This window comes from Novosphingobium sp. fls2-241-R2A-195, assembly GCF_030209485.1.
In the GTDB taxonomy this organism is placed as follows: Bacteria; Pseudomonadota; Alphaproteobacteria; order Sphingomonadales; family Sphingomonadaceae; genus Novosphingobium; species Novosphingobium resinovorum.
Genome location: NZ_JARVRY010000022.1, coordinates 126,793 through 148,203, shown reverse-complemented (window position 1 = coordinate 148,203; position 21,411 = coordinate 126,793). Strand labels below are relative to the sequence as shown.

Genomic DNA, 21,411 nt, shown 5'->3' with positions numbered 1-21,411 from the left:
GAACAGGCACCGTCAGGAGATGGGTTCCCGCCTTCGCGGGAATGACGGCGATCAAACAAGCAGGACCAACATCCAAAAGAAAAAGGCAGGGTTTCCCCTGCCTTTTTCTTTGCCCGGAAGCCGCGCCTCAGTTCAGCGCGGAAACACCCAGGAAGTTCGGCACCGGACCGTTCCAGCTGCCATCGTCGTGCGTCTCGACGGGGTCGCGGCGACGGCTGCGGCGCGGTTCTTCCGCCTTCGGCTCGCGGCGCGGAGCGCGCTCGGCACGGGGCTCCGGGCGAGCTTCCCGCTTCGGCTTCTCCTCGCGCATGGGCTTGGCTTCGCGCGCAGGCCTTGCCTCGCGAGCGGGCCTTGCGGCGCGGGCGGGCTTCGCCTCAACGGCCTCGCTCTCGACTTCACCGTCCAGCTGGAAGAGCGGGATCGGACCGCCCGTCAGCTTCTCGACATTGCCGATCGCCTCGGCATCCTCGGGAGCGACGAACGTGAAGGCACGGCCGGTCGCGCCGCCACGACCGGTGCGGCCGATGCGGTGGACATAGTCGTCCGGGTGCCAGGGCGTGTCGAAGTTGAAGACGTGGCTCACGCCCTTCACGTCGAGACCGCGCGCGGCGACGTCCGACGCACACAGGATGCTGACCTCACCCGCCTTGAAACGCTCCAGCTCCGCGTTGCGCGCGGGCTGGTCCATATCGCCGTGAATCTCGCCGGCGGAGAAGCCGTGCTGCTTCAGGCTCTTGGCCAGTTCGCGCACGGTGGTCTTGCGGTTGGCGAAGACGATCGCGGACGTGACGTTGTCCGATCGCAGTATCTGGCGCAGGGCCTCGCGCTTCTTACGCGCGGGCACCATGACCTTGTGCTGGACGATGTTGAGGTTGGTCGAGGCCGGACGTGCCACTTCGACGTACTTGGGGTTCGTCAGGAAGCGGTCGGCCAGCTTCTTGATGACCGGCGGCATCGTCGCCGAGAACAGCAGCGTCTGGCGGTTGGCCGGCAGCTTCGAGCAGATGGTCTCGATGTCCGGGATGAAGCCCATGTCGAGCATGCGGTCGGCTTCGTCGATGACGAGCAGTTCGCAGCCCGTGAGCATGATCTTGCCGCGCTCGAACAGGTCCATCAGACGACCCGGCGTGGCGATCAGCACATCGACACCGGCGGACAGGGCCTTGAGCTGGTCGCCCATCTGCACGCCGCCGATCAGCAGCGCCATCTTCAGGTCGTGGTTCTTGCCGTACTTCTCGAAGTTCTCGGCCACCTGCGCGGCGAGTTCGCGCGTCGGTTCGAGGATCAGCGAGCGCGGCATCAGCGCGCGGCGGCGACCATGGCCGAGGATGTCGATCATCGGCAGCACGAAGGCAGCGGTCTTGCCGGTGCCGGTCTGGGCGATGCCGATCAGATCCTTCATCATCAGGACCGGGGGGATCGTCTGTGCCTGGATCGGAGTCGGCTCGGTATAGCCCGCAGCCTCCACCGCTTGCAGCAATTCGTCAGACAGGCCGAGATCGGCAAAGCTCATAGGCGTTTGGTTTTTCCGGAAAAATTTCAAGTAAAGCTGCGGAACGAAGCCGGGGCGGGCCAATGCGCCGCCCGCGACACATGCCGCGCGACAGCGGGCCATTTGCGGAAAAAGGCGGGAAAGTCAAGGAAATCCGCTAGGGAGCGCCAGTTCTCCCGATACGGACCGAATGCCCGTTAGCGATCCTGCTCCACCAGCTGCCTTATGCGGGTCAAGGTGCAGCTCATTCCGCTGCGCGACAGCAGCGTGTCGCGATCCACGCAGACCCGCCCATCCTCGTTACGCTCAATCAGGAAGCCGGAGTAGAAATCGCGTGCGCGGCAGGACCGGGCGAGTTCGGCGCTGACCACCCGGCGGTCGCGCATGAACAGCAGCAGCCGGTTGCCGCGATCGGGGCGCACGCTGACGATGCCGGAAGCGGGCAGGCAATTGCCCATCTTGCGCTCGGCGAACTCCACCCCGCCATCGGTCGGCATGCCGAAGAACATGTCTGGCATCGGCACCGACGCGCGCGGCGGCGAGATTCGGATCGTCATGCGCTGCTCGATGCGGACCTGCCAGGCATCCTGCGGCGCGACCTCGGGCAGCAGGCTGATCGCGAACGGCGCATCGGCGGCCAGCACGCCGGCTTCTATCGGGGGCCAGAGCGACACCTCGGCAGGCTCCACGCCCGCATCTTCCGGGCGCGGCACGCCGTCGCCGCCCCCTGCCGCCGGGAGCAGCAGGAGGAACGGATACAGCAGTGCGGAGGCAAAACTCATGTCGTCTTTCGTATCCCCGGAATCGACGCCGCATAGCGATGCCGACATGTCCGCCTTACGGCAAGAGCTTGAACCGACGCTTAACTTGTCCGCCACCGAGCGCCCGAACCGCCTTCGCAATTATCGCGCGTCGGTGATGAAACCCCATGCAGCATGTGCCATATCGCCAGGATGAACGACACCGCACCCGCCGGCTTTCTGAAGGAAGCCGCCGCCCTGCTCGGCCCGCGCGGCCTGACGACCGATCCTGAACTCGTGGCGCCCTGGCTTACCGACTGGCGCGGACGCTTTACCGGCCGGGCCTGCGCCCTCGCCTCTCCCGCCAATGTCGAGGAGGTGTCCGCTCTGGTACGCCTCTGCGCCGAACATGGCGTGCCGATCGTGCCCCAGGGCGGCAATTCCGGCATGTCCGGCGGCGCCACGCCCGACGAGAGTGGCACCGCGCTGCTCCTTTCGCTGCGCCGCATGAACGCGATTCGCGAGATCGACACCGAATCGGGCCGCGCGACATGCGAGGCGGGCCTAATTCTCCAGACGCTCCACGAAAGCGCCGAAGCGCAGGATCTGCGCTTTCCGTTGACGCTGGGCGGCAAGGGCTCGGCGACGGTGGGCGGGCTGATCTCCACCAACGCGGGCGGCTCGCAAGTGCTGCGCCACGGATCGATGCGCGCCCTGGTGCTGGGGCTGGAGGCGGTGCTCGCCGATGGACAGGTCTTCTCCCAGCTCACCCCGCTCAAGAAGGACAACCGGGGCTTCGACCTCAAGCAGTTGCTGATCGGATCGGAAGGCACGCTCGGCATCGTCACCGCCGCGACCCTGCGCCTGCTGCCCGCCGTTGCCGAGCGGGTGGTGATCTGGGCGGGGGTCTCCTCACTGCCCGCTGCCCGCACGCTGCTGCTTCACTGCGACGCGATGGAGGGCGAGGCGCTCGAAGGCTTCGAGGTCATGCCGCAGGCCAGCATCGACGCCGTCGTCGAACACCTCCCCACCGCCCGCCCCCCGCTGGAAGGGCGCCATGCGTGGCACGTGCTGATCGAGGTTGTCGCCGACCGGGCGCAGGCAGACACCCTGCGCGACCGCTGCGAGGCGATGATGGCCGAAGCCTTCGAGAAGGATCTTGTCGAAGACGCCGCCCTATCCGCCAGCGAATCGCAGGCCGAGGCGTTCTGGCTCATCCGCGAGACCGTCCCCCCCGCCGAGCGCGCACGCGGCCCGGCGGTCCAGCACGACATTTCGGTACCGGTGGAGGCGATGCCCGCCTTCGTGGAGGCGACCGCGCCGATGCTGGAAGCCGAGTTCCCCGGCACCGAGGCGATCGCCTTCGGCCACCTCGGCGACGGCAACGTGCACTACCACGTCATCGCGCCGGGAGCCGCCGACGCCCGCGCCTGGAATGCGACCGAGGGCAAGGCGATCAGCCGCAGGGTCCACGATCTCGTCACGCAATGGGGCGGCTCGATCTCGGCCGAGCACGGGATCGGCCAGCTCAAGCGCGACGAACTGGCCCGGCTGGGCGATCCGGTGGCGCTGTCGATGCTGCGCGCGGTCAAGCAGGCGCTCGACCCCCGGGGGCTGCTCAACCCCGGCAAGCTCGTCTGACCCGGCAACGAAACATCCTGCACCGAATCGCCGGATATGGGGAGGTCTCGCGCTTGCGCGGCCGCCCCGCAGCCTCTAAAGCCACGCCCTTCCAAAGACTGACCACCCCTCGCGGAGAGTACCCATGGCCAGCGTGCCTCAGAATCCTGCACTGCCCTTGTTCTACAAGGACCTGATCCCGCTCAACTCGCAGCAGCACGCCAACTGGAAGACTCGTTCGACCGACAAGGCGACCTGGCTGGCCGGCATCAACTCGGTGCCGCTGACGGTCGAGGAATTCCCGCAGGCCCAGCGCAACTTCCCGATCATCTTCACCGCCGGCGAGAACCCGATTCCGCTGGTGCTGATGGGCATGAACGAAGGCACCAACGTGTTCGTCGATGAAGACGGCACGGTGAACACCCCCGTCTACATCCCGGCCTACGTGCGCCGCTATCCCTTCATGCTGGCCAAGCTGCGCCCGGATTCGGATGAGCTTTCGCTCTGCGTCGATCCGTCCAGCGACCTCGTCGGCGAGATCGACGAAGGCGAGCAGCTGTTCAGCGACGACGGCCAGCCGACCGACACCACCACCAACATGCTCAAGTTCTGCGAGAACTTCGAGATCGCGGGCAACAAGACCGCGCAGTTCATGGCCGAACTCGAGAAGCACAAGCTGCTCATGGACGGCGAACTGAACATCGACGTGGGCGCGGCCCAGCCCTTCAACTACCGCGGCTTCCAGATGGTCGACGAGAACAAGCTGCGCGAAGTGCGCGGCGACGTCTTGCGCCAGTGGAACCAGAACGGCCTGCTCGGCCTGATCTACGCGCACCTGTTCTCGCTGGAACTCGTCCGCGACATTTTCGGCCGCCAGGCATCGCAGGGCAAGGTGCCGAACTTCACGCCGCCGGCAACCCCGGTTGCGGATGACGTGAACGCCTGATTCACCTTCGCGGGGCAGGCGTCATGACACTTTTGTCACACTCCTGCCCCTTTCGATAAGCGTAACGGATAGTTCGCTGGACATTTCTTATGGGTCCTGCTTCACGAATCGCTTGCATGTCGGATTGGGTCAGCCTATCTAGGTCTTGCCCGGCCGGCGCTACCCTCATGGCCCGTTCGGGTTTGGTGCACTTCGTGCACCTCCTCCCTGAACCTTGGCCACCTCGTGCATCGCACGAGGTGGTTTTTTAATGCCTTCAGAGAATTGCTCGGCAGAGCATCGCTCGCCGACGACCTACTCCGCCGCCAACGACCAATCCTGTGCCCCCGCGTCACGCCCCAGTTCCGCGACGACGCTGCCCAGACTGCGCACCAGCCCCGCCAGATCCTCGATCATTCCCGGCATCTGCTCGGACGGTTCGACCAGCGCCGAATCAAGATAGCGGCTGCGATCCACCTCGATCTGCAGTGCGTGAATACCGCCGCGCGGATCGCCATGCCGTTCCAGCACGTAGCCACCGGCGTAAGGACGATTGTGCGCCGCCTCGCGCCCGACCTGGGCGAAATGGGCGAAGGCGGATGCGACGACGCTGCCATGACTACTCGCTCCGAAGCGGTCGCCGATCACGATTTGCGCGCTGGCGACGCCGGGCCGCGACGGCAGCGGCGGCATCGAGTGCAGATCGATCAGCAAGGCCGCTCCCCACCGCTCGCGCAGCGTCGACAGCGCCTTGGCGATCGCTGCGTGGTAAGGTTCGTGCACTCCGGCGAGCCGCTCGGCAAGATCGGCCGCTCCCAGCCGCCGCCGCCACAGATCGCCCTGCACGGGGAGGCGCCGGGGAATGAGGCCCAGCCCACCCCGAACACGCCGACTTGCCGTGGGAACACCCTCTGATGGCCGCGCCTCGCGCTGGAACATCTCCCAGTCGATGTCGTCCGGCGCACGGTTGAGGTCGATCATCGCGCGCGGTGCGTTGGCCACAATCAGGCTCGCGCCCGTGGCCTCGGCAATGCCACGCGCCATGAGGTCGACATAGCGGTCCTCGAGCTTGAGCGCCGCCGTCGGACCATGGCGAAAATCGGCGAGAAGTGCCCGGGGATAATGACGCCCGCCATGCGGCGCCGCGATCAGGACCGGGATCGCGGAAGGGTTGACCTCGGCGAGAAAGAACGCCGGAACACCGGGAGCGCCGGGAATTCGGCCGCCGCCCGTACCCTGGCCCACACCTTGCCACCCGGCTTGCGAATCGTTCTCACCCAATGCCCCGCTCATCCCTTCAAGCTGTGCGTTTCATACCGTCCTGTCAAAGCGTCCCGATACCGGTCACCTCCGAATAGGGACAAGAAATATAAACGCTTACCCTGTATGCCTACGGACAGACGCACGGCGAAGCCGATGCCAGAACACAACGCACAAGACTGGACACCTGCGATGATCCGCATCCTCCTCGCCGAAGACGACGACGCAATGCGCACCTACCTGGCCCGCGCGCTGCAGAACGCGGGCTACAGCGTGGTCGCGGTCGATCGCGGGACCGAGGCGATCCCCCATCTGAAGAACGACGATTTCGACCTGTTGCTGTCGGATATCGTCATGCCCGAAATGGACGGGATCGAGCTTGCTCAAAGGTGCGCCGAGATTTCGCCCTCGACCAAGGTGATGTTCATCACCGGATTCGCCGCCGTGACCCTGCGTGCCAGCCGCGAGGCGCCCCAGGCCAAGGTGCTCTCGAAGCCCTTCCACCTGCGCGATATCGTGATGGAAGTGCAGCGCGTCTTCGGCCTTGCCGAGCACGCCACGCTCTGAGCGAAATTTTTTCTCACAAGGCCCTTGCCAGCCAAAAGAAGCGCAGCTAGAGGGCCAGTCCTCCGGCGGGGACACTCACCGGAGCGCTCGAATGGAGACCTACGGTTCGCCGCAGGAAACCATGAATGGAATGGGCGTATAGCTCAGTGGTAGAGCACTATGTTGACATCGTAGGGGTCGCAAGTTCAATCCTTGCTACGCCCACCATTCCAGAAACCCCGCCGGTCTTGCGACCAGGCGGGGTTTTTCTTTTCCGGGTCTTTTGAAAGACATTTCTCCCCACCCGTCGTCATTGCGAGCGCAGCGAAGCAATCCAGGGCGGCTTATGCGACTCTGGATTGCTTCGCTGCGCTCGCAATGACGACTGGGTTGTCGCTCAGGCCGTGGCGAGAGCGCCCTGCCCCTCGGGAGACGGTTCGCCTGGCCAGGCCGTCGTCGCCTCGAAGAAGCGCGACACGTCATGCAGCGCGCCGTCGATCACCATCAGTTCGGCGGGCGGCGCATGGCCGATGAAGTGGATGGGGCTCGCCGTCAGGCCGTAGGCGCCGCTGTTGTGGATGGCGATCACGTCGCCTTCGCTCAAGCTCGCCAGCGTGACGCCACCGCCCAGCCGGTCGATCGAGGTGCACAGCGGGCCGGTCACGTCATAAATGCCGGTATCGCTGTCGATAGCGCTCTGGCCGCCAACGCGGTGCATCTTGTAGTTGCGGCGGATCACCATGCCGAAGTGCCCCGATGCGGGCAGGTGATTGTTCATGCCACCGTCGCAGATCGCGATCGACACGCCGCGCGACTGCTTCAGCGAGATGACGCGCACAAGGAAATAGCCTGCCTCGGCCACGAGGTAGCGGCCAAGTTCCAGCTTCAACCTGGCCCCGGCGAAGCGTGGGTCTTCTCGGAAACGGGCGATGTCGGGCAGGATCGCCGAAGCCACGGCGTCGAGCGGGAGCGGCGTGTCGCCGTCGTGATATGGAACGCCGAGCCCCGAGCCGAGCACGAGGCTCTCCGGCGTGATGTCCACCGCCTCGCACAAGTCGGTGAAAATCGAGAGGAAGCCCCGGTAGTTCTCGACGATGGCGTCGGGCTTCAGGCACTGGGTGCCGGAATAGATGTGCAGCCCGGCAAGGCGCAGGCCTGGCATTGCGACGATCTGCTCCAGCGCCTCGCGGGCATCGGGCAGGTCAATGCCGAACGGGCTCGGGCGCCCGGCCATCTGGTCGCCGAACCCGCGCGGGACGGAATCGGGCGCGATCCGCAGCAGCACCGGCTGGACACGGCCTGCGGCGCGGGCAACCTCGTCCGCAATTCCAGCTTCGCGCAAGGATTCGAGCACCAGCAGGCCGACCCCGCCGAGGACTGCCTCGCGAATCTCGAATTCGCGCTTGCCGGGGCCGGTGAAGCTCACGAGTGCCGGGTCCCACCCGGCCTGCAGCGCCAGCCGGAATTCGCCGATGGACGAGACGTCCAGCAGGTCGACCCGCCCGACCATCCATTTCAGCAGTGCCGGGTTGGGGTTGCACTTGACCGCGAAGCTGAGCGCCAACTGGTCTTCGAAGGCATGGCGGAGCGCGGCGATCCTCTCGGCGATGGCCTCGGTGAAGTACACAAAGGACGGGGTGCCGAACTGCTCGGCCGCCGCCGCCAGCCAGGTGTCGCGATCCGCCGCGTTCATACCCGTTCGCCAGCGAAGCGGGTGATGCGCGCGGGCGTGTCGAAGTTCTCCAGCGTCACCTCGTCGGCGCGAATCTCGATCCCGGCCTCCTGCTCGACGAAGGCGATGAGGGAGATCATCGCGATCGAATCGAGCATGCCGGACGAGAACAGGCAGGTGTCGGGATCGACGACCCCGTCGTAGCCGGAGATCGCCTGAAGGTTCTGGATGATCCTATCGGTGGTGAGAGCCATGTGCATTACTCCTAGATCGAAAGTTGCGGTCGGTCGGCCGAGGGCGTGCTCAGGCGGACCACTTCGGGCCGGGCGAGCTTGCCGCTGGCGGTACGCGGCATCGGCGCGTTCCAGACATGGATCGCGCGCGGCACCATGTAGGCAGGCATGACCTTGCGGCAGTAGGCCAGCAGCCCCTCGCGCGTGGCGCCGGGGGCGAGCGTGGCGGCGACCTGGACGCTCTGGCCGAGCAGGTCGTCGGCGACACCGAAGACGACCACGTCGGCGGCCATGCCGCTGCGGTGGACGATGTCCTCGACCTCGTCGGGGCTGATGCGGAAGCCGCTGCTCTTGATCAGGGCATCGCGGCGCGAGACGAACCACAAGTCACCGTCCTCGTCCACGCGCACGATGTCGCCGCTGTAGACCACCGGCTCCTCGCCGATCAGCGCGGCGAGTTCGGGACAGGGCCTGATCTTCTCGGCCGTGGCGTCCGGTCGGTTCCAATAGCCCTGGCTGACGAAGGCGCCGCGGTGGACGAGTTCGCCCTGCTCGCCCGGCCCGGCGATGCCGATACCTTCACGGATGACGTAGACTTCGTTCTCCGGCACCGCGCGGCCGATCGCGCCCATCTTGGCGGCGAACTTCTCGGGAGGCAGGTAGGTGGAGCGGAACGCCTCCGTGAGACCGTACATGAGATAGATGCGCGTATCCGGCAGCAGCGCAGGCATCCGCTCGAGGATGTTCAGCGGGATCTTGCCGCCCGAATTGGTGACCAGCCGCAGCGAGGGCAGCGCTTCGCCCGAGGCGTCGAGAAGGCGAATGAACTGGATCCACAACGGCGGCACCGCCCCGAAGCCGGTCACCGCGTGCTCACGGATGGCCCGGACGATCTCGGTCGCCATCGTCACGGGCTGATGCACCACCGTGCCGCCGACGAGCATCATCGTGGTGAGCTGGTTGAACCCGTAGTCGAAGCTGTAGGGCAGCACGCTGAGCAGCCTGTCGTCACCGCGCAGTTCGAGATAGGCTGTGACCGAACGCGCGCCGCTGACGATGTTCGCGTGCGTGAGCATCACGCCCTTTGGTCGGCCGGTCGAACCCGAAGTGTAGATGATCGCCGCCAGGTCTCCGTCATCGCACGACACCGGCGACGGGAAAGATACCTCGGGCAGACCGTCCCAGCTCTGCAGCCCCGTGATGGACGGCCCGCTCGCGACAAGCACGACCAGCGCATGACCCTGCGGAAGTGCCGCCGCCGCTCCGCCTTCGAGGATCGCCCCGCGCGCGCCGCTGTCCTCGATGACGTAATGCAACTGTTCGCCGGTCCAGACGGTGTTGACGTTGACGAAGACGCCGCCGATACGGCTGACCGCCAGCATCGCCGCCACTTCGCGCATCCCCTTGCGAACCTGCACGACCACGCGGTCGCCGGGCTCGATGCCATCCGCCGCGAGGAAGGCCGCGACTCGATCGACTTCGGCGGCGACCTCGGCGTAAGTCCAACTCCGGCCTGGGTCTACGAGGAACGACTTCGCGGCACGCTCGGGCAGGTTATGCGCGAACAGGTCGGATACGGTGCGAACCGCAATGCTCACCGGCGCACTCACAGCAGTGGCCCCAGGCGCGGGTAGATCCTTGCCGGCGAACCGACGCAGACCGAATCGGAAGGTACGTCGGTCGACACGGCGGTGTTGGCGCCTATGCGGACCCTGTCGCCGATGCGGATCTTGCCCAGGACCGTCGAATTGGTGCCGATGAATACGTCGTCGCCGATCGTCGGTACGCCCCGGTTCATGTTGGTACCGATGGTGACGTTGTGCATCACACCCAGCCGGTCGCCGATCACGGCATCCGGGTGGATCGAGAGCGAACCTTCGTTATTGATGATGTGGAACGCATCGCCGATCGTGACCTGGGGCGGGATCCAGATCTTGGTGATGTTAGCAACGAACAGGTTCACGAAGCCGTAGGCCTTCGCGGCCAGCGTGCGCGCCAGTCTGTTGCGCCGCTGCAGAGCCCATCGACCGAAACGATAGACGCACAGCGAGATGAACGCCCCGTTCGTGACCGAACTGCCATGCCGCCGATAATCGTCGCGCATCGTCCGCCAGGCTGAAGGGCGCTGCACCCGCTGGCCATGTCCGGCAGCGTCAGACGAGATCGAGTGTTCGATCGATTTCGTCGATATCCGCGTGAAAAACATCGTCGCCTCCCGTAGCCACAACCATCGAATAGTCCTGCCCCTGCCGATCCGTGAGCAGCTTGAGCGCCACCACCGCTCGCGCCGGAGGCTGAATCACCAGCGCCCGGGCCTTTGCCGGCATCATCACCAGACCATGAACGAGATGACTGCCCTCGACCCCGGCGACCACTTCCGCGCCGGCACATGAGTCAAGGATCTCGTCGAGGCTCGCCCCTGAAGGATCGAGCACACGGAAGCCGTGCCGTGTCGCCAGATGCTCAGCGACCTGCCGCTCGTTGTCGAGCACGCGCCGCGCACCGGTCATGCCGCGAAGAAGGAAGACGCCGCGATGGCTGCAGGGTTCAGGGCCAACCAGTCGGCGGCGCAGATCGGTCGCGCGCTCACGCTTGTTGTCGTTGTTCGGCAGGTCGTCGAAGAGGATAAGTTCGTCGAACACCGTCGCCTGCGCGCGCGTGACCGCCATGCCCAGCCTTCGCTCGTAGTCGGGTTGGTGTCCTTTTGCTGGCGAGGTGGTCGTCGGTACGCCGGCACTTTCGGCCAGACGATACGTCAGGCAATCGTCGCTGAGCCAGTTGCCAAACCAGCGATTGCCGGTCCAGCTTTCGTAGAAAGCCGCGCGCCCGGTCGCGTGACCTACCATGCCCACGGGCCGCCGTCCCGCGCGGGGCCGCAAGTGCCGCGTTGCGGTTCCCGCGTAGAGCACGCCGTCCAGCAGCGATGCATCTCGAAAGGCATAGCCCATGGTCGGCCGCTGCGGAACATCGAAGCCGCCGTGAAAATCGCGCACCACTTCGGCCACGGTGGCGAATTCCGCTCCCCGGATGCGCTCGATCTGATTGGCCAGCATCAATGCCGGCCTCACGTGTACCGTACCGCCGGGCGCGATCTGCCACCGCTCGCTTGCGTGCGACACGACGTCGTCGGGCCTGTGCCCCAGAAGGCGCGACAACCCCTGAAGGGCTGGAAGGATGGAGGGGCGCATATCGACCGACCCTCCGCCGTCAACACGAACCTGCGCAAAGTACACGGCTCGCAATACTGAAACGACAGAAACAGATCACGGGCAAGTCCTGTGCGGTATTTGTGAAATTCACACAGAAATACTTCCACAGCACCGGCAACCTGCGTATCCGAACCCGGCGGAACAGAGTATCCCTTAGGCAAAGCCCCAAGTGGATTCGACCAGCCGCACCTGCGGAACGCGAATGCGCCTTCTACCGCCCCTTCCAGACCGGCGTGCGCTTCTCGGCAAAGGCCAGGGCGCCTTCTCTCGCGTCTTCCGACGTGAAGACATGCGCCACGTGCGCGTTCTGATATTCGTTGATCTGGTCGATCGGCCAGAGCCACGAGTCGCGCGTGATCCCCTTGGATGCCGCCACTGCCAGGGGTCCGTTGGCCGCGATCCGCTGAGCCAGTTCTCTCGCGGCGTCGATTGCAGGGCCATCGATAATGCGATTGATCAGGCCGAGTTCCAATGCCCTGTCAGCGTTGATCGGATCGCCGGTCAGCGCCAGTTCCATCGCCAGGGCGCGGGGCAACAGGCGAGGAAGTTGCACCAGGCCGCCTCCCGCCGCGACCAGCCCGCGCTTGACCTCAGGAATGCCGAAGCGTGCATTTTTGTTCGCGACGATGAGATCGCATGCAAGTGCGAGTTCGAAGCCGCCAGCCAGCGCCGGCCCATCGACCGCCGCGATGATCGGCTTGCCTGGCGTCCACGTGCAGATGCCGCCGAAGCCGCCGCGCTCGTCCACCGGCAGTTCGCCGTTCAGGAAACCCTTGAGGTCCATGCCTGCGCAGAAGCTGCCGCCCGCGCCCGTCAGGATCGCGCAGCGCAGGTGATCCGCCGATTCGAGCCGATCCATCGCCGCCGCGATTCCCGCCGCCGCCAACTTGGTCATCGCATTGCGCTGCTCGGGCCGGTTGATGGTGACCTCCAGCACGCCATCGCGTTCGGCCAGCAACACTTCCTCGCTCATCCTGCCCTCCTCTCCTGCACTTAGTGACAGGCACGGGGTCGAACCCCGGCCTGCAAAGCCGCTGTCGGTGCTGTCACACCCCAGTCTCGGCCTTGCCATGGGGCGCAGCCGTGCCTAGAGACTGCCGCAATTCTCACCCCAGGGGAGTCCCTTTAGAATGGCAAAGATCAAGGTTGTGAACCCCGTCGTCGAAATGGACGGCGATGAAATGACCCGCATCATCTGGCAGTGGATCCGCGAGCGTCTGATCCTCCCCTACCTCGACATCGACCTCAAGTACTACGACCTCTCGGTCGAGAAGCGCGACGAGACCGGTGACCAGATCACCATCGACGCCGCCAACGCGACCAAGGAATTCGGCGTCGCCGTCAAGTGCGCCACCATCACCCCCGACGAAGCCCGCGTCGAGGAATTCAGCCTCAAGAAGATGTGGAAGTCGCCCAACGGCACCATCCGCAACATCCTCGGCGGCGTCGTCTTCCGCGAGCCCATCGTGATCTCGAACGTGCCCCGCCTGGTTCCGGGCTGGACCGACCCGATCGTCGTCGGCCGTCACGCCTTCGGTGACCAGTACAAGGCCACCGACACCCTGATCCCCGGCGCCGGCAAGCTGCGCCTGGTGTGGGACGGCGAAAACGGCGACAAGATCGACCTCGACGTGTTCGACTTCCCGGCTCCGGGCGTCGCCATGGCGATGTACAACCTCGACGAATCGATCCGCGACTTCGCGCGCGCCTCGTTCAACTACGGCCTCAACCTCGGCTGGCCGGTGTACCTGTCGACCAAGAACACGATCCTCAAGGCCTATGACGGCCGCTTCAAGGATCTGTTCCAGGAAGTGTTCGACAAGGAAGGCTTCGCCGAGAAGTTCGCCGCCGCCGGCATCATCTACGAGCACCGCCTGATCGACGACATGGTCGCCTCGGCGCTCAAGTGGTCGGGCAAGTTCGTCTGGGCGTGCAAGAACTACGACGGCGACGTGCAGTCGGACACCGTCGCGCAGGGCTTCGGCTCGCTGGGCCTGATGACCTCGGTTCTGCTCTCGCCCGACGGCAAGACCGTCGAGGCCGAAGCGGCCCACGGCACCGTGACCCGTCACTACCGCCAGCACCAGCAGGGCAAGGCGACCTCGACCAACCCGATCGCGTCGATCTTCGCCTGGACCCGCGGCCTTGCCTATCGCGGCAAGTTCGACGGTACGCCGGACGTCGTGAAGTTCGCCGAGACCGTCGAGCGCATCTGCATCGAGACCGTCGAGAGCGGCAAGATGACCAAGGACCTCGCGCTGCTGATCGGTCCGGACCAGAGCTGGATGACCACGGAGCAGTTCTTCGAGGCTATCGTCGAGAACCTCGAGACCGAAATGGCCACCTGGGCCTGATCCTTCGGTCGGTTGAATGTAAAAGGCCCGCCCCTTCACAAGAGGGGGCGGGCCTTTTTCTATTCCTCCCCTTTTGGGGAGGGAGACCATACGAAGCATGGTGGAGGGGCACCCCCGTGCGAGGCGCTCCCCACCGATCTCGCGCAAACCGCCTGTGTCCCTCCACCACCCTTGCGGGTGGTCCCCCTCCCCGTACCGGGGAGGATTTTACTCCACCGCCCAGGGCTCCTCGCCCTCCAGCTTGGTGCGGTGCATCATGCGCCCGCAGTTCGGATCGTAGGCCTCGGCGCGGTGCATGGTGCCGGTGTTGTCCCAGATCACCAGGTCGCCCACCGACCATTCGTGACTATAAGTGAACTCCGACCCCGTCGCCCATTCGCGCAAACCGTGGATGATCCGCGCGCTCTCCAGGTGGTCGACGCCCTGCACGTGATGGCAGGTGCAACCTAGCACCAGCGACTTGCGCCCCGACGCGTGCTTCCACACCAGCGGCAGCACCTTCTCGCCGATCCCCTGCATGATCTTGAGCTTGGCGAGGCTCGGCTCCGGCTCGTAGTAGAACAGCGAGGCCCAGGGTCCATGGAGCACGCGCAAATCGTCGTAATATGCCTTGTCCTCGTCGGACAGCGCGTCATAGGCGGCATAGGTATTCGAGAACCCGGTGTTGCCCGTGCCCTTCGGGCTCGGCACCTTGCACGAGAGCAGCGAGGCCAGGATCGGCACTTCGTTGCGGGTCCCGTCGATGTGCCAGTAGAGCGAACCCTTGAGGTATTCCGCGCTGGCCGGGTTTTCCTTCACGTCGAGCGTAATCTTGCTCGGCCCGCCGTCCGGCCCCTCGGGCGCGTATTCGCCGAGCGTCTTGGTGAAGGCGATCTGCTCCGCGTCATCGAAATTGATCTTCGGAAAGACCAGGATGCCGCGCGCCTCAAGCTCTTCGCGCAGTTGCGCGGCGAGTTCGCCGGAAAGCAGTTCTTCCTTCGAATTGAGAATGCGGCTGCCGATCTTCGGCTTGATGTGCTCAGCCTTCAACTGAGCAGTGGTGGTGGCGACCGTCATGGCCTTGTCTCCCAGGAATGCCGTATGAGAACGCTGTTACCACGTTCTTCGCCCAGCATCCGAGAGAATCAAGCCGAGTTGCACACACCACCCCCTGCGGCACCCCAATCAGCGCCCGCGCGGTATGTGTCGGCATCGTGTCTCAGGCGGCCAGCTTGTCCAGCCAACCTTCTACGATACGGATCGCCTGGGCATGACCGGTCTTCACCCCCAGCCCCTGCTCCATCACCACCGCCCGTCCGATCCCGGCAAGAACGACGCTGAACCCCGCCGCATCGAAGCCATCGAGCCGGTCCAACCTGTCGCCGAGTAGGTGCTGCAGGATCGTGACCTGCCGCGCGCGCATTTCCTCGCTGTGCTGCGCCATGTAGTCACGCACCGCGGGACGATGGTTGGCGAGCGCCATGAACTCCAGCGCCATCGCCACCCGGCTGGTATCGATGAAGAATCCCCACAGCGCACGCAGCGGGTCGTCGGAAGCCAGCGCCTCCTCGATCATGCGGTCGCTCTGCGCCGCCCCTTGCCGCGAAACCTCCACCAGCAGGTCGTCGGTGGTAGGGAAATAGTAGTGCACCAGCGAGGGCTTGAGCCCTGCCCGGGCCGCCACGCGCCGCGTGCTGACGGCGGCATAGCCTTCGTCCCGGATCAACTGGTTGGTGGCCTCGACGATGACCGCCCGTGTCGCGGACGTCTCGGCTCCGACCCTGCGCGCTGCGCCTGCCATTAAATTCCCCTTTCACGCCCGCCTAAGGGTGCAGCGCAGCAAGATCAACCTGCGCTGGGACACGTAACGACAGATTGACTTTTGTTCCTATTTTGTTCACTCCACTACCATGGAAGCGATCAAGGGCAGAGGAGCGATTAGTGGCGCGGCGAGCGCGCGCTTCAACCTGCCTGCACGCGAAGCGGACGGTGACTGGCTCGACGTGGCAGAAACGGTCGACGGCCCTGTCCGCCACCCAGCGACCACCGTTACGGAGGAGCACCCGCGCTCGATCCTCTCTTTCAACAAGTCGCCCGATGTGCCGTTCGACCGTTCGATCAACGCTTACAGGGGGTGCGAGCATGGCTGCATCTACTGCTTCGCGCGGCCCACGCATGCTTATCACGATCTCTCGCCCGGCCTCGATTTCGAAACGAAACTGTTCGCTAAACCGACCGCTGCGAAGCTCCTGCGCGAAACGCTGGCAAAGCCCGGCTACAAGCCCGCGCCGATCGCGATGGGCACCAATACAGACCCCTACCAGCCGATCGAGACCCGCTATCACATCACGCGCGAGGTGCTGGAACTGTGCCTCGATGTGCGCCATCCAGTGACGATCACCACCAAGTCCGACCGCGTGCTGCGCGACCTCGACCTGCTGGAACGGCTTGCGGCGCACAATCTCGTGCATGTGGGAATATCGGTGACCAGCCTCGACCCGGTGCTGTCGCAGAAGCTTGAACCGCGTGCAGCCTCACCCGCCAAACGCATGGCAGCGCTCGGTCGACTGGTAGCGGCGGGCGTGCCGGCACATGTCTCGATCGCCCCGGTCATCCCGTCGATTAACGACAGTTTCATGGAAGCGATACTGGAGGATGCCGCCACGCGCGGTGTCCGGTCGGCCTCATGGATCGTGATCCGCCTGCCGCACGAAGTCGCTCCCTTGTTCCGTGAATGGCTCGACGCGCATTTTCCGCAGCGCGCCGGCAAGGTGATAGCGACGATCCGCTCGATCCGGGGCGGACGGGACAACGATCCGAATTTCGTTACCCGCATGAGGCCCGAGGGCGTCTGGGCCGACCTGTTCCGCCGCCGCTTCCGCGTGGCCGCCACGCGACTGGGCATCACAGGGCCGCATGTCGCACTGGATTGCACACGGTTCCGTCGCCCCTCTCTGGATGGGCAACTCTCGCTTTTGTAAGCAAGCACGATGGCGCTCTGGTGATTACGCAATCTCCGGCCCGGCCTGTCCTGCGCCATGGCCCATCCGATCCTTGTCGAACGCCGCGATGCGGGGGAGACGGTCGACAATGCCGATGGGCCTCAGGCTCACCAAATAAACGCCGAACCGCAATCTCGATGCCCGGTCACTGTCGGGTGTGGTGGGAGGCAAGATCGGCAGCAGGTCATGATGCTGATGCCCAAGGATTTCTCGGAAGGCGTCGCCGCTGTCGACGGGAAACGCCCACCGCAGTATCCCGACCGCTGAAGACGTCCCGACAACTTGTCGGGCAACCTCCCCAAAAATTACGCGTTCCTCCTGCCAGCAACCAAAAGGACAGGAGTCCACCATGGCAGAAGAAACCGTTACCACCGAACACCCGGCAAACGCGGCGCCGGGTCAGACCACCATCATACGCGAAACACGCTCGACGGGCGGCGGCACCGGGATCGTGATGGCCCTCGTGCTGCTCGTCGCGATCGTCGGCGGCATCTACCTGTTCAGCCAGAACAGCGAGACCGCCAAGGACAACGCCATCGCCGAAGCTGCCAACGACGTCGGCAATGCCGCCACCAAGGTCGGCGATGCTGCCCAGGACGCGGTCAAGACTGACAAGTAATCAGGCAGTATCCGGCGCGAAGGCAGCCCCGCGCCGGGGGCTGCCGCCACGCATCAGGCGGCCATGGCAACCCGCTCAGGTCCGCGCTTGGCCGTCAGCGAGACGTTCGTTATCCCCTGCACACTCTGAAGGTGCTCGGCGAATTCGCCGTCGAGCGCGAAGTCACGGCCGAGCCGCACTTTCTGCGTGCGCCCGTCTCCGAGGTGGAGCGTTGCGATCACCTCCCCCGCCCCGCGCGCACCGGGACGCATCAGCAGCGCCAGCTCCTGCACCGCCTCGACCCGATCGATGTCGAGCTTGAGCACCATGCGGGCGTCGGCCTTCACTTCGTTCAGAGGCCTACCGCCACGTACGGTGACGCGCGGGGGTTCGTCCGGACTGGGCGAATCAAGTTCGACATTGAGGAGGATGCAGGCACCTTCCTTGGCCCATTTCACGAAGTTCTCGACCAGGCTCTCCTCGAAACACGAAGCCGAGAAATTGCCTGACGAATCCGAGAAGTCGGCCATCACGAAGTCCTTGCCCTTGCGGGTCTTGCGCTTCTGGACGCCCTCCACCATCGCCGCCATCACCGCGCCGGTGCGGCCTCCTCCGCCGCCGGCCATGAGGCTGGAGTACGTCCGCGCACCGTTGGCAGAGGCGACCGCGCGATACTGCTCCACCGGATGTGCGGCGAAGTAGAAGCCGAACGTCTCGCGCTCCTTGGCCATGTGCTCGGCACGGTCCCACTTGTCTGCTTCGACAAGACGAAGGCCCTGCTCGACGTGATCGTCTCCGCCGAACAGCCCGTGCTGGCTGGAATTACGCTCGCGCGAGGAACGGTCTGCCTCGGCGAGCAGGGTATCGGCATTGGCGAGCACTTTGGCGCGGTTCGGCTCCAGCGCATCGAACGCACCCGCTGCCGCCAGGCTTTCCAGCTGGCGGCGGTTCATCGATCCGGCAGGCGCGCGGCGGAACACGTCGTCGAGATCGACGAACGGCCCGTTCGCCTCGCGCTCGGCGACGATGGCGTCCATCGCCTTTTCGCCGACGTTGCGGATACCCGCCAGCGCATAGCGCACTGCGTGGCTTTCGGCCGTCTCCTCGACGATGAATTCGGCCTCGGAGCGGTTGATGTCGGGCGCGGCGAGTTCGATGCCGTTGCGTCGCGCGTCGTCCACGAATATCGCGAGCTTTTCCGACTGGTGCATGTCGAAGCACATCGCGGCGGCATAGAATTCGTGCGGGTAATGGGCCTTGAACCACGCCGTATGATATGCCAGCAGCGCGTAGGCGGCTGCGTGCGACTTGTTGAAGCCGTAACCGGCGAATTTGTCGATCAAGTCGAACAGTTCGTTGGCCTTGGCGGCGTCGATGCCCGAGACTTCCTTGCAGCCATCGACGAAGCGCTGGCGCTGCTTGTCCATTTCCGCCTGGACCTTCTTGCCCATCGCGCGGCGCAGAAGGTCGGCGTCACCGAGCGAGTAGCCCGCCAGGATCTGCGCGGCCTGCATGACCTGTTCCTGGTAGACGAAAATGCCGTAAGTCTCGCCCAGGATGCCCGCCAGCTTGTCATGCGGATACTCGATGGGCGCGAGGCCGTTCTTGCGCTGGCCGAACAGCGGGATGTTGTCCATCGGACCGGGGCGATAGAGCGAGACGAGCGCGATGATGTCGCCGAAGTTGGTCGGCTTCACCGCCGCCAGCGTGCGGCGCATGCCTTCCGATTCGAGCTGGAACACGCCCACCGTATCGCCGCGCTTGAGCAACTCGTAGACGCCCGGATCATCCCACGCGAGCGTCGACAGGTTGATCGTGATGCCACGTCGTTCGAGAAGGTCGCACGCCTTGCGCAGCACCGACAGCGTCTTGAGGCCGAGGAAGTCGAACTTCACGAGTCCGGTATCCTCGACATATTTCATGTCGAACTGGGTCACCGGCATGTCGGAACGCGGGTCGCGGTAGAGTGGCACCAGCTGCGCCAGCGGGCGATCACCGATCACCACGCCCGCCGCGTGGGTGGACGAGTTGCGCGGCAGACCCTCAAGCTGGACCGCGAGATCTACCAGACGGCGCACTTCGCGGTCGTTGTCGTACTCGCGCTTGAACTCCGCGACCGGCGGGTCTTTGGTGACGCCGTGCGCCTTGCGCCCCTGGATCGTCTCGGTCAGCGTCCACGGATCGGTCGGATGGTTGGGCACCATCTTGCACAGCGAATCGACGCGGCCATAGCCCATCTGCAGGATGCGGCCACAGTCGCGCAGCACCGCGCGGGCCTTCATCTTGCCGAAGGTAATGATCTGCGCGACGTGATCGTGCCCGTACTTCTTTTGGACGTAGCGGATCACCTCGCCGCGCCGGGTTTCGCAGAAGTCGATGTCGAAGTCCGGCATCGAGACGCGCTCGGGGTTGAGGAAGCGTTCGAACAGCAGGCCGAGCTTGAGCGGATCAAGGCCGGTAATGGTCAACGCCCATGCCACCAGCGAGCCTGCACCCGAACCACGGCCGGGACCCACCGGGATGCCGTTCTCGTTTGACCATTTGATAAAGTCGGCAACGATCAGGAAGTAGCCAGGGAACCCCATCCCGACGATGATGCCGACCTCGAAATCGAGACGATCCGCGTATTCGAGAAAGTCTTCGGTGACGCCCTTTTCACGCAGGGCTTCATATGCGGCGCGGCGTTCGTCGCCCTTCAGCGCCATCGCCTCGTCGAGTTCCTGCTCGGTCACTTCTGGCCAGTATGGCGCGAGGCGCGCCGCAAGACCACGGCGCGAGTCGTCCGCCAGCATGCGTGCCTCGCCTTCGCGATCGCCGGCGAGGCTCGGCAGCAACGGCTTGCGCTTTGGCGGTACGTACGCGCAGCGCTGCGCGACGACGAGCGTGTTTGCCAGCGCCTCGGGCAGGTCGGAAAACAGCTCCGCCATCTCGCCGACCGGCTTCACCCAGCGCTCGGACGAGGAACGCGGACGGTCCGCCGCATCAACTTGCGTCGAGTTGGCGATGCACAGCATCGCGTCATGGGCCGCGTGGAAGGTCTTCTCGGCAAACTGCGCTGGGTTGGTGCCAACGAGCGGAATATCGCGCTGGTAGGCGAGCGCGATCAGGTCTTCCTCGCTCTCGTCCTCCTCAGGTTCGCCGGTCCGGGTGATCTCGATGTAGAGGCGGTCGCCGAACAGCGACTGGAGGGTGTCGCAGTAGCTTTCTGCTTGCTCGTGGCGGCCGGCCGCATAAAGCCGTGCAAGTGCGCCCTCGTTGCCGCCAGTGAGGCAGATCAGGCCGTCGGTATAGCCGCGCAGCGAGTCCAGCTCGACGTTGGGGTCCATCTCCAGCGGTCGGTCGAGGTGCGCGCGGCTGACGTGGTGGCACAGGTTAAGCCAGCCCGCCTCGTTCTGCGCGAAGAGTGCGATCCAGTCGATCGGGCGCTCCTGCCCCTGCGCCACAGCTCCGGGCCGGGCGATGGCGAGGAAAGTGCCGACGATAGGCTGTACGCCCATGCTCTTGGCAGCACCCGCGTAGATCGGGGCAGCATAAAGGCCGTTGCGATCGCACAATCCGGCAGCGGGAAACTTGCGCTCCTTGGCCAGCTTGGCGATCGCCTTCGGGTCGATCGCGCCATCCAGCATGGTGAAGCTGGAGAAGATGCGAAGCGGTACGAACGAAGCATGCGGCATCCGCTAAATCTATGCACTGCCCCCCGCCGCAATCAAGGCTGTGACATGACAAGGCAGGGGATACATGGAGGCATGGTTAACCAGAGGCGATCGATGGCGGCCCTTGC

General features: G+C 65.0%; 18 protein-coding genes and 1 tRNA gene. 7 read left to right on the top strand and 12 right to left on the bottom strand.

The window, feature by feature from the left end:
- Positions 1 to 127 precede the first annotated feature (127 nt).
- Together QRN25_RS16810 and QRN25_RS16805 are read right to left on the bottom strand one after the other, a co-directional pair.
- Positions 128 to 1,513, bottom strand: a complete 1,386-nt coding sequence (locus QRN25_RS16810; protein WP_285020365.1) for a DEAD/DEAH box helicase — start codon at positions 1,511 to 1,513, stop codon at positions 128 to 130.
- Positions 1,514 to 1,689: 176 nt separating this feature from the next.
- Positions 1,690 to 2,274, bottom strand: coding sequence for a hypothetical protein (locus QRN25_RS16805; RefSeq protein ID WP_036523835.1), 585 nt, complete (start codon positions 2,272 to 2,274; stop codon positions 1,690 to 1,692).
- A gap of 153 nt (positions 2,275 to 2,427) precedes the next feature.
- Here QRN25_RS16805 and QRN25_RS16800 point away from each other — a divergent pair, with 153 nt between their 5' ends.
- Both QRN25_RS16800 and QRN25_RS16795 read left to right on the top strand, forming a co-directional pair.
- Positions 2,428 to 3,873 carry an FAD-binding oxidoreductase gene (locus QRN25_RS16800; RefSeq protein WP_285020364.1) on the top strand — a complete coding sequence of 482 codons (1,446 nt, stop codon included), beginning with the start codon at positions 2,428 to 2,430 and terminating at the stop codon, positions 3,871 to 3,873.
- A 124-nt stretch (positions 3,874 to 3,997) separates the two neighbouring features.
- On the top strand, positions 3,998 to 4,798 hold the full coding sequence (locus QRN25_RS16795) for a SapC family protein (protein WP_285020363.1): 801 nt from the start codon (positions 3,998 to 4,000) through the stop codon (positions 4,796 to 4,798).
- Between the two features lie 294 nt (positions 4,799 to 5,092).
- On the opposite strand, the gene QRN25_RS16790 is transcribed toward QRN25_RS16795, so the two are convergent.
- Complete coding sequence (locus tag QRN25_RS16790) at positions 5,093 to 6,058, bottom strand: N-formylglutamate amidohydrolase (RefSeq protein ID WP_285020362.1); 966 nt, start codon at positions 6,056 to 6,058, stop codon at positions 5,093 to 5,095.
- A gap of 171 nt (positions 6,059 to 6,229) precedes the next feature.
- Between QRN25_RS16790 and cpdR the strand changes: the two genes are divergently transcribed.
- Positions 6,230 to 6,604, top strand: a complete 375-nt coding sequence (gene cpdR / locus QRN25_RS16785; protein ID WP_008829749.1) for a cell cycle two-component system response regulator CpdR — start codon at positions 6,230 to 6,232, stop codon at positions 6,602 to 6,604.
- Positions 6,605 to 6,736: 132 nt separating this feature from the next.
- Positions 6,737 to 6,811: transfer RNA gene (locus QRN25_RS16780), tRNA-Val, on the top strand.
- A gap of 169 nt (positions 6,812 to 6,980) precedes the next feature.
- Here the strand turns inward: QRN25_RS16780 and QRN25_RS16775 are convergent.
- The 6 genes from QRN25_RS16775 to QRN25_RS16750 all read right to left on the bottom strand — a co-directional run bounded on the left by QRN25_RS16775 (position 6,981) and on the right by QRN25_RS16750 (position 12,670).
- Entirely contained in the window at positions 6,981 to 8,276 is a 1,296-nt protein-coding gene (locus tag QRN25_RS16775; protein ID WP_285020361.1) for a type III PLP-dependent enzyme domain-containing protein, read from the bottom strand.
- A complete protein-coding gene (locus QRN25_RS16770) occupies positions 8,273 to 8,509 on the bottom strand; it encodes an acyl carrier protein (RefSeq protein WP_008829747.1) in 237 nt (78 codons plus the stop codon). The genes QRN25_RS16775 and QRN25_RS16770 overlap by 4 nt, the downstream gene beginning before the upstream one ends.
- 11 nt (positions 8,510 to 8,520) lie before the next feature.
- A complete protein-coding gene (locus QRN25_RS16765; RefSeq protein ID WP_285020360.1) occupies positions 8,521 to 10,086 on the bottom strand; it encodes an AMP-binding protein in 1,566 nt (521 codons plus the stop codon).
- Positions 10,087 to 10,094: 8 nt separating this feature from the next.
- Entirely contained in the window at positions 10,095 to 10,592 is a 498-nt protein-coding gene (locus tag QRN25_RS16760) for a serine O-acetyltransferase (protein WP_285020359.1), read from the bottom strand.
- Positions 10,593 to 10,641: 49 nt separating this feature from the next.
- On the bottom strand, positions 10,642 to 11,541 hold the full coding sequence (locus QRN25_RS16755) for a glycosyltransferase 61 family protein (RefSeq protein WP_285020357.1): 900 nt from the start codon (positions 11,539 to 11,541) through the stop codon (positions 10,642 to 10,644).
- Positions 11,542 to 11,908: 367 nt separating this feature from the next.
- On the bottom strand, positions 11,909 to 12,670 hold the full coding sequence (locus QRN25_RS16750) for a crotonase/enoyl-CoA hydratase family protein (protein ID WP_271181143.1): 762 nt from the start codon (positions 12,668 to 12,670) through the stop codon (positions 11,909 to 11,911).
- 157 nt (positions 12,671 to 12,827) lie between these two features.
- On the opposite strand from QRN25_RS16750, the gene QRN25_RS16745 reads away from it, so the two are divergent.
- Positions 12,828 to 14,051, top strand: coding sequence for an NADP-dependent isocitrate dehydrogenase (locus QRN25_RS16745; RefSeq protein ID WP_008829742.1), 1,224 nt, complete (start codon positions 12,828 to 12,830; stop codon positions 14,049 to 14,051).
- A gap of 207 nt (positions 14,052 to 14,258) precedes the next feature.
- Here QRN25_RS16745 and QRN25_RS16740 read toward each other — a convergent pair whose 3' ends face one another.
- Both QRN25_RS16740 and QRN25_RS16735 read right to left on the bottom strand, forming a co-directional pair.
- Positions 14,259 to 15,107: a TauD/TfdA dioxygenase family protein gene (locus QRN25_RS16740; protein WP_285020356.1), complete on the bottom strand. Its 849-nt coding sequence runs from the start codon at positions 15,105 to 15,107 to the stop codon at positions 14,259 to 14,261.
- Between the two features lie 142 nt (positions 15,108 to 15,249).
- Positions 15,250 to 15,831: a TetR/AcrR family transcriptional regulator gene (locus QRN25_RS16735; protein WP_271181145.1), complete on the bottom strand. Its 582-nt coding sequence runs from the start codon at positions 15,829 to 15,831 to the stop codon at positions 15,250 to 15,252.
- A 109-nt stretch (positions 15,832 to 15,940) separates the two neighbouring features.
- On the opposite strand from QRN25_RS16735, the gene QRN25_RS16730 reads away from it, so the two are divergent.
- Positions 15,941 to 17,011, top strand: coding sequence for a PA0069 family radical SAM protein (locus QRN25_RS16730; RefSeq protein ID WP_285020354.1), 1,071 nt, complete (start codon positions 15,941 to 15,943; stop codon positions 17,009 to 17,011).
- A gap of 370 nt (positions 17,012 to 17,381) precedes the next feature.
- A complete protein-coding gene (locus tag QRN25_RS16725) occupies positions 17,382 to 17,651 on the top strand; it encodes a hypothetical protein (RefSeq protein WP_271181148.1) in 270 nt (89 codons plus the stop codon).
- Positions 17,652 to 17,704: 53 nt separating this feature from the next.
- Here the strand turns inward: QRN25_RS16725 and dnaE are convergent, their stop codons facing one another.
- Entirely contained in the window at positions 17,705 to 21,304 is a 3,600-nt protein-coding gene (dnaE, locus tag QRN25_RS16720; RefSeq protein ID WP_285020352.1) for a DNA polymerase III subunit alpha, read from the bottom strand.
- Positions 21,305 to 21,411 lie beyond the last annotated feature (107 nt).

Coding starts and splice junctions, on each gene's coding strand:
- QRN25_RS16810 (WP_285020365.1), bottom strand. CDS start 1,513: ATGAGCTTTGCCGATCTCGGCCTGTCTGACGAATTGCTGCAAGCGGTG.
- QRN25_RS16805 (WP_036523835.1), bottom strand. CDS start 2,274: ATGAGTTTTGCCTCCGCACTGCTGTATCCGTTCCTCCTGCTGCTCCCG.
- QRN25_RS16800 (WP_285020364.1), top strand. CDS start 2,428: ATGTGCCATATCGCCAGGATGAACGACACCGCACCCGCCGGCTTTCTG.
- QRN25_RS16795 (WP_285020363.1), top strand. CDS start 3,998: ATGGCCAGCGTGCCTCAGAATCCTGCACTGCCCTTGTTCTACAAGGAC.
- cpdR (WP_008829749.1), top strand. CDS start 6,230: ATGATCCGCATCCTCCTCGCCGAAGACGACGACGCAATGCGCACCTAC.
- QRN25_RS16775 (WP_285020361.1), bottom strand. CDS start 8,276: ATGAACGCGGCGGATCGCGACACCTGGCTGGCGGCGGCGGCCGAGCAG.
- QRN25_RS16770 (WP_008829747.1), bottom strand. CDS start 8,509: ATGGCTCTCACCACCGATAGGATCATCCAGAACCTTCAGGCGATCTCC.
- QRN25_RS16760 (WP_285020359.1), bottom strand. CDS start 10,592: ATGCGCGACGATTATCGGCGGCATGGCAGTTCGGTCACGAACGGGGCG.
- QRN25_RS16755 (WP_285020357.1), bottom strand. CDS start 11,541: ATGCTGGCCAATCAGATCGAGCGCATCCGGGGAGCGGAATTCGCCACC.
- QRN25_RS16750 (WP_271181143.1), bottom strand. CDS start 12,670: ATGAGCGAGGAAGTGTTGCTGGCCGAACGCGATGGCGTGCTGGAGGTC.
- QRN25_RS16745 (WP_008829742.1), top strand. CDS start 12,828: ATGGCAAAGATCAAGGTTGTGAACCCCGTCGTCGAAATGGACGGCGAT.
- QRN25_RS16740 (WP_285020356.1), bottom strand. CDS start 15,107: ATGACGGTCGCCACCACCACTGCTCAGTTGAAGGCTGAGCACATCAAG.
- QRN25_RS16735 (WP_271181145.1), bottom strand. CDS start 15,831: ATGGCAGGCGCAGCGCGCAGGGTCGGAGCCGAGACGTCCGCGACACGG.
- QRN25_RS16730 (WP_285020354.1), top strand. CDS start 15,941: ATGGAAGCGATCAAGGGCAGAGGAGCGATTAGTGGCGCGGCGAGCGCG.
- QRN25_RS16725 (WP_271181148.1), top strand. CDS start 17,382: ATGGCAGAAGAAACCGTTACCACCGAACACCCGGCAAACGCGGCGCCG.
- dnaE (WP_285020352.1), bottom strand. CDS start 21,304: ATGCCGCATGCTTCGTTCGTACCGCTTCGCATCTTCTCCAGCTTCACC.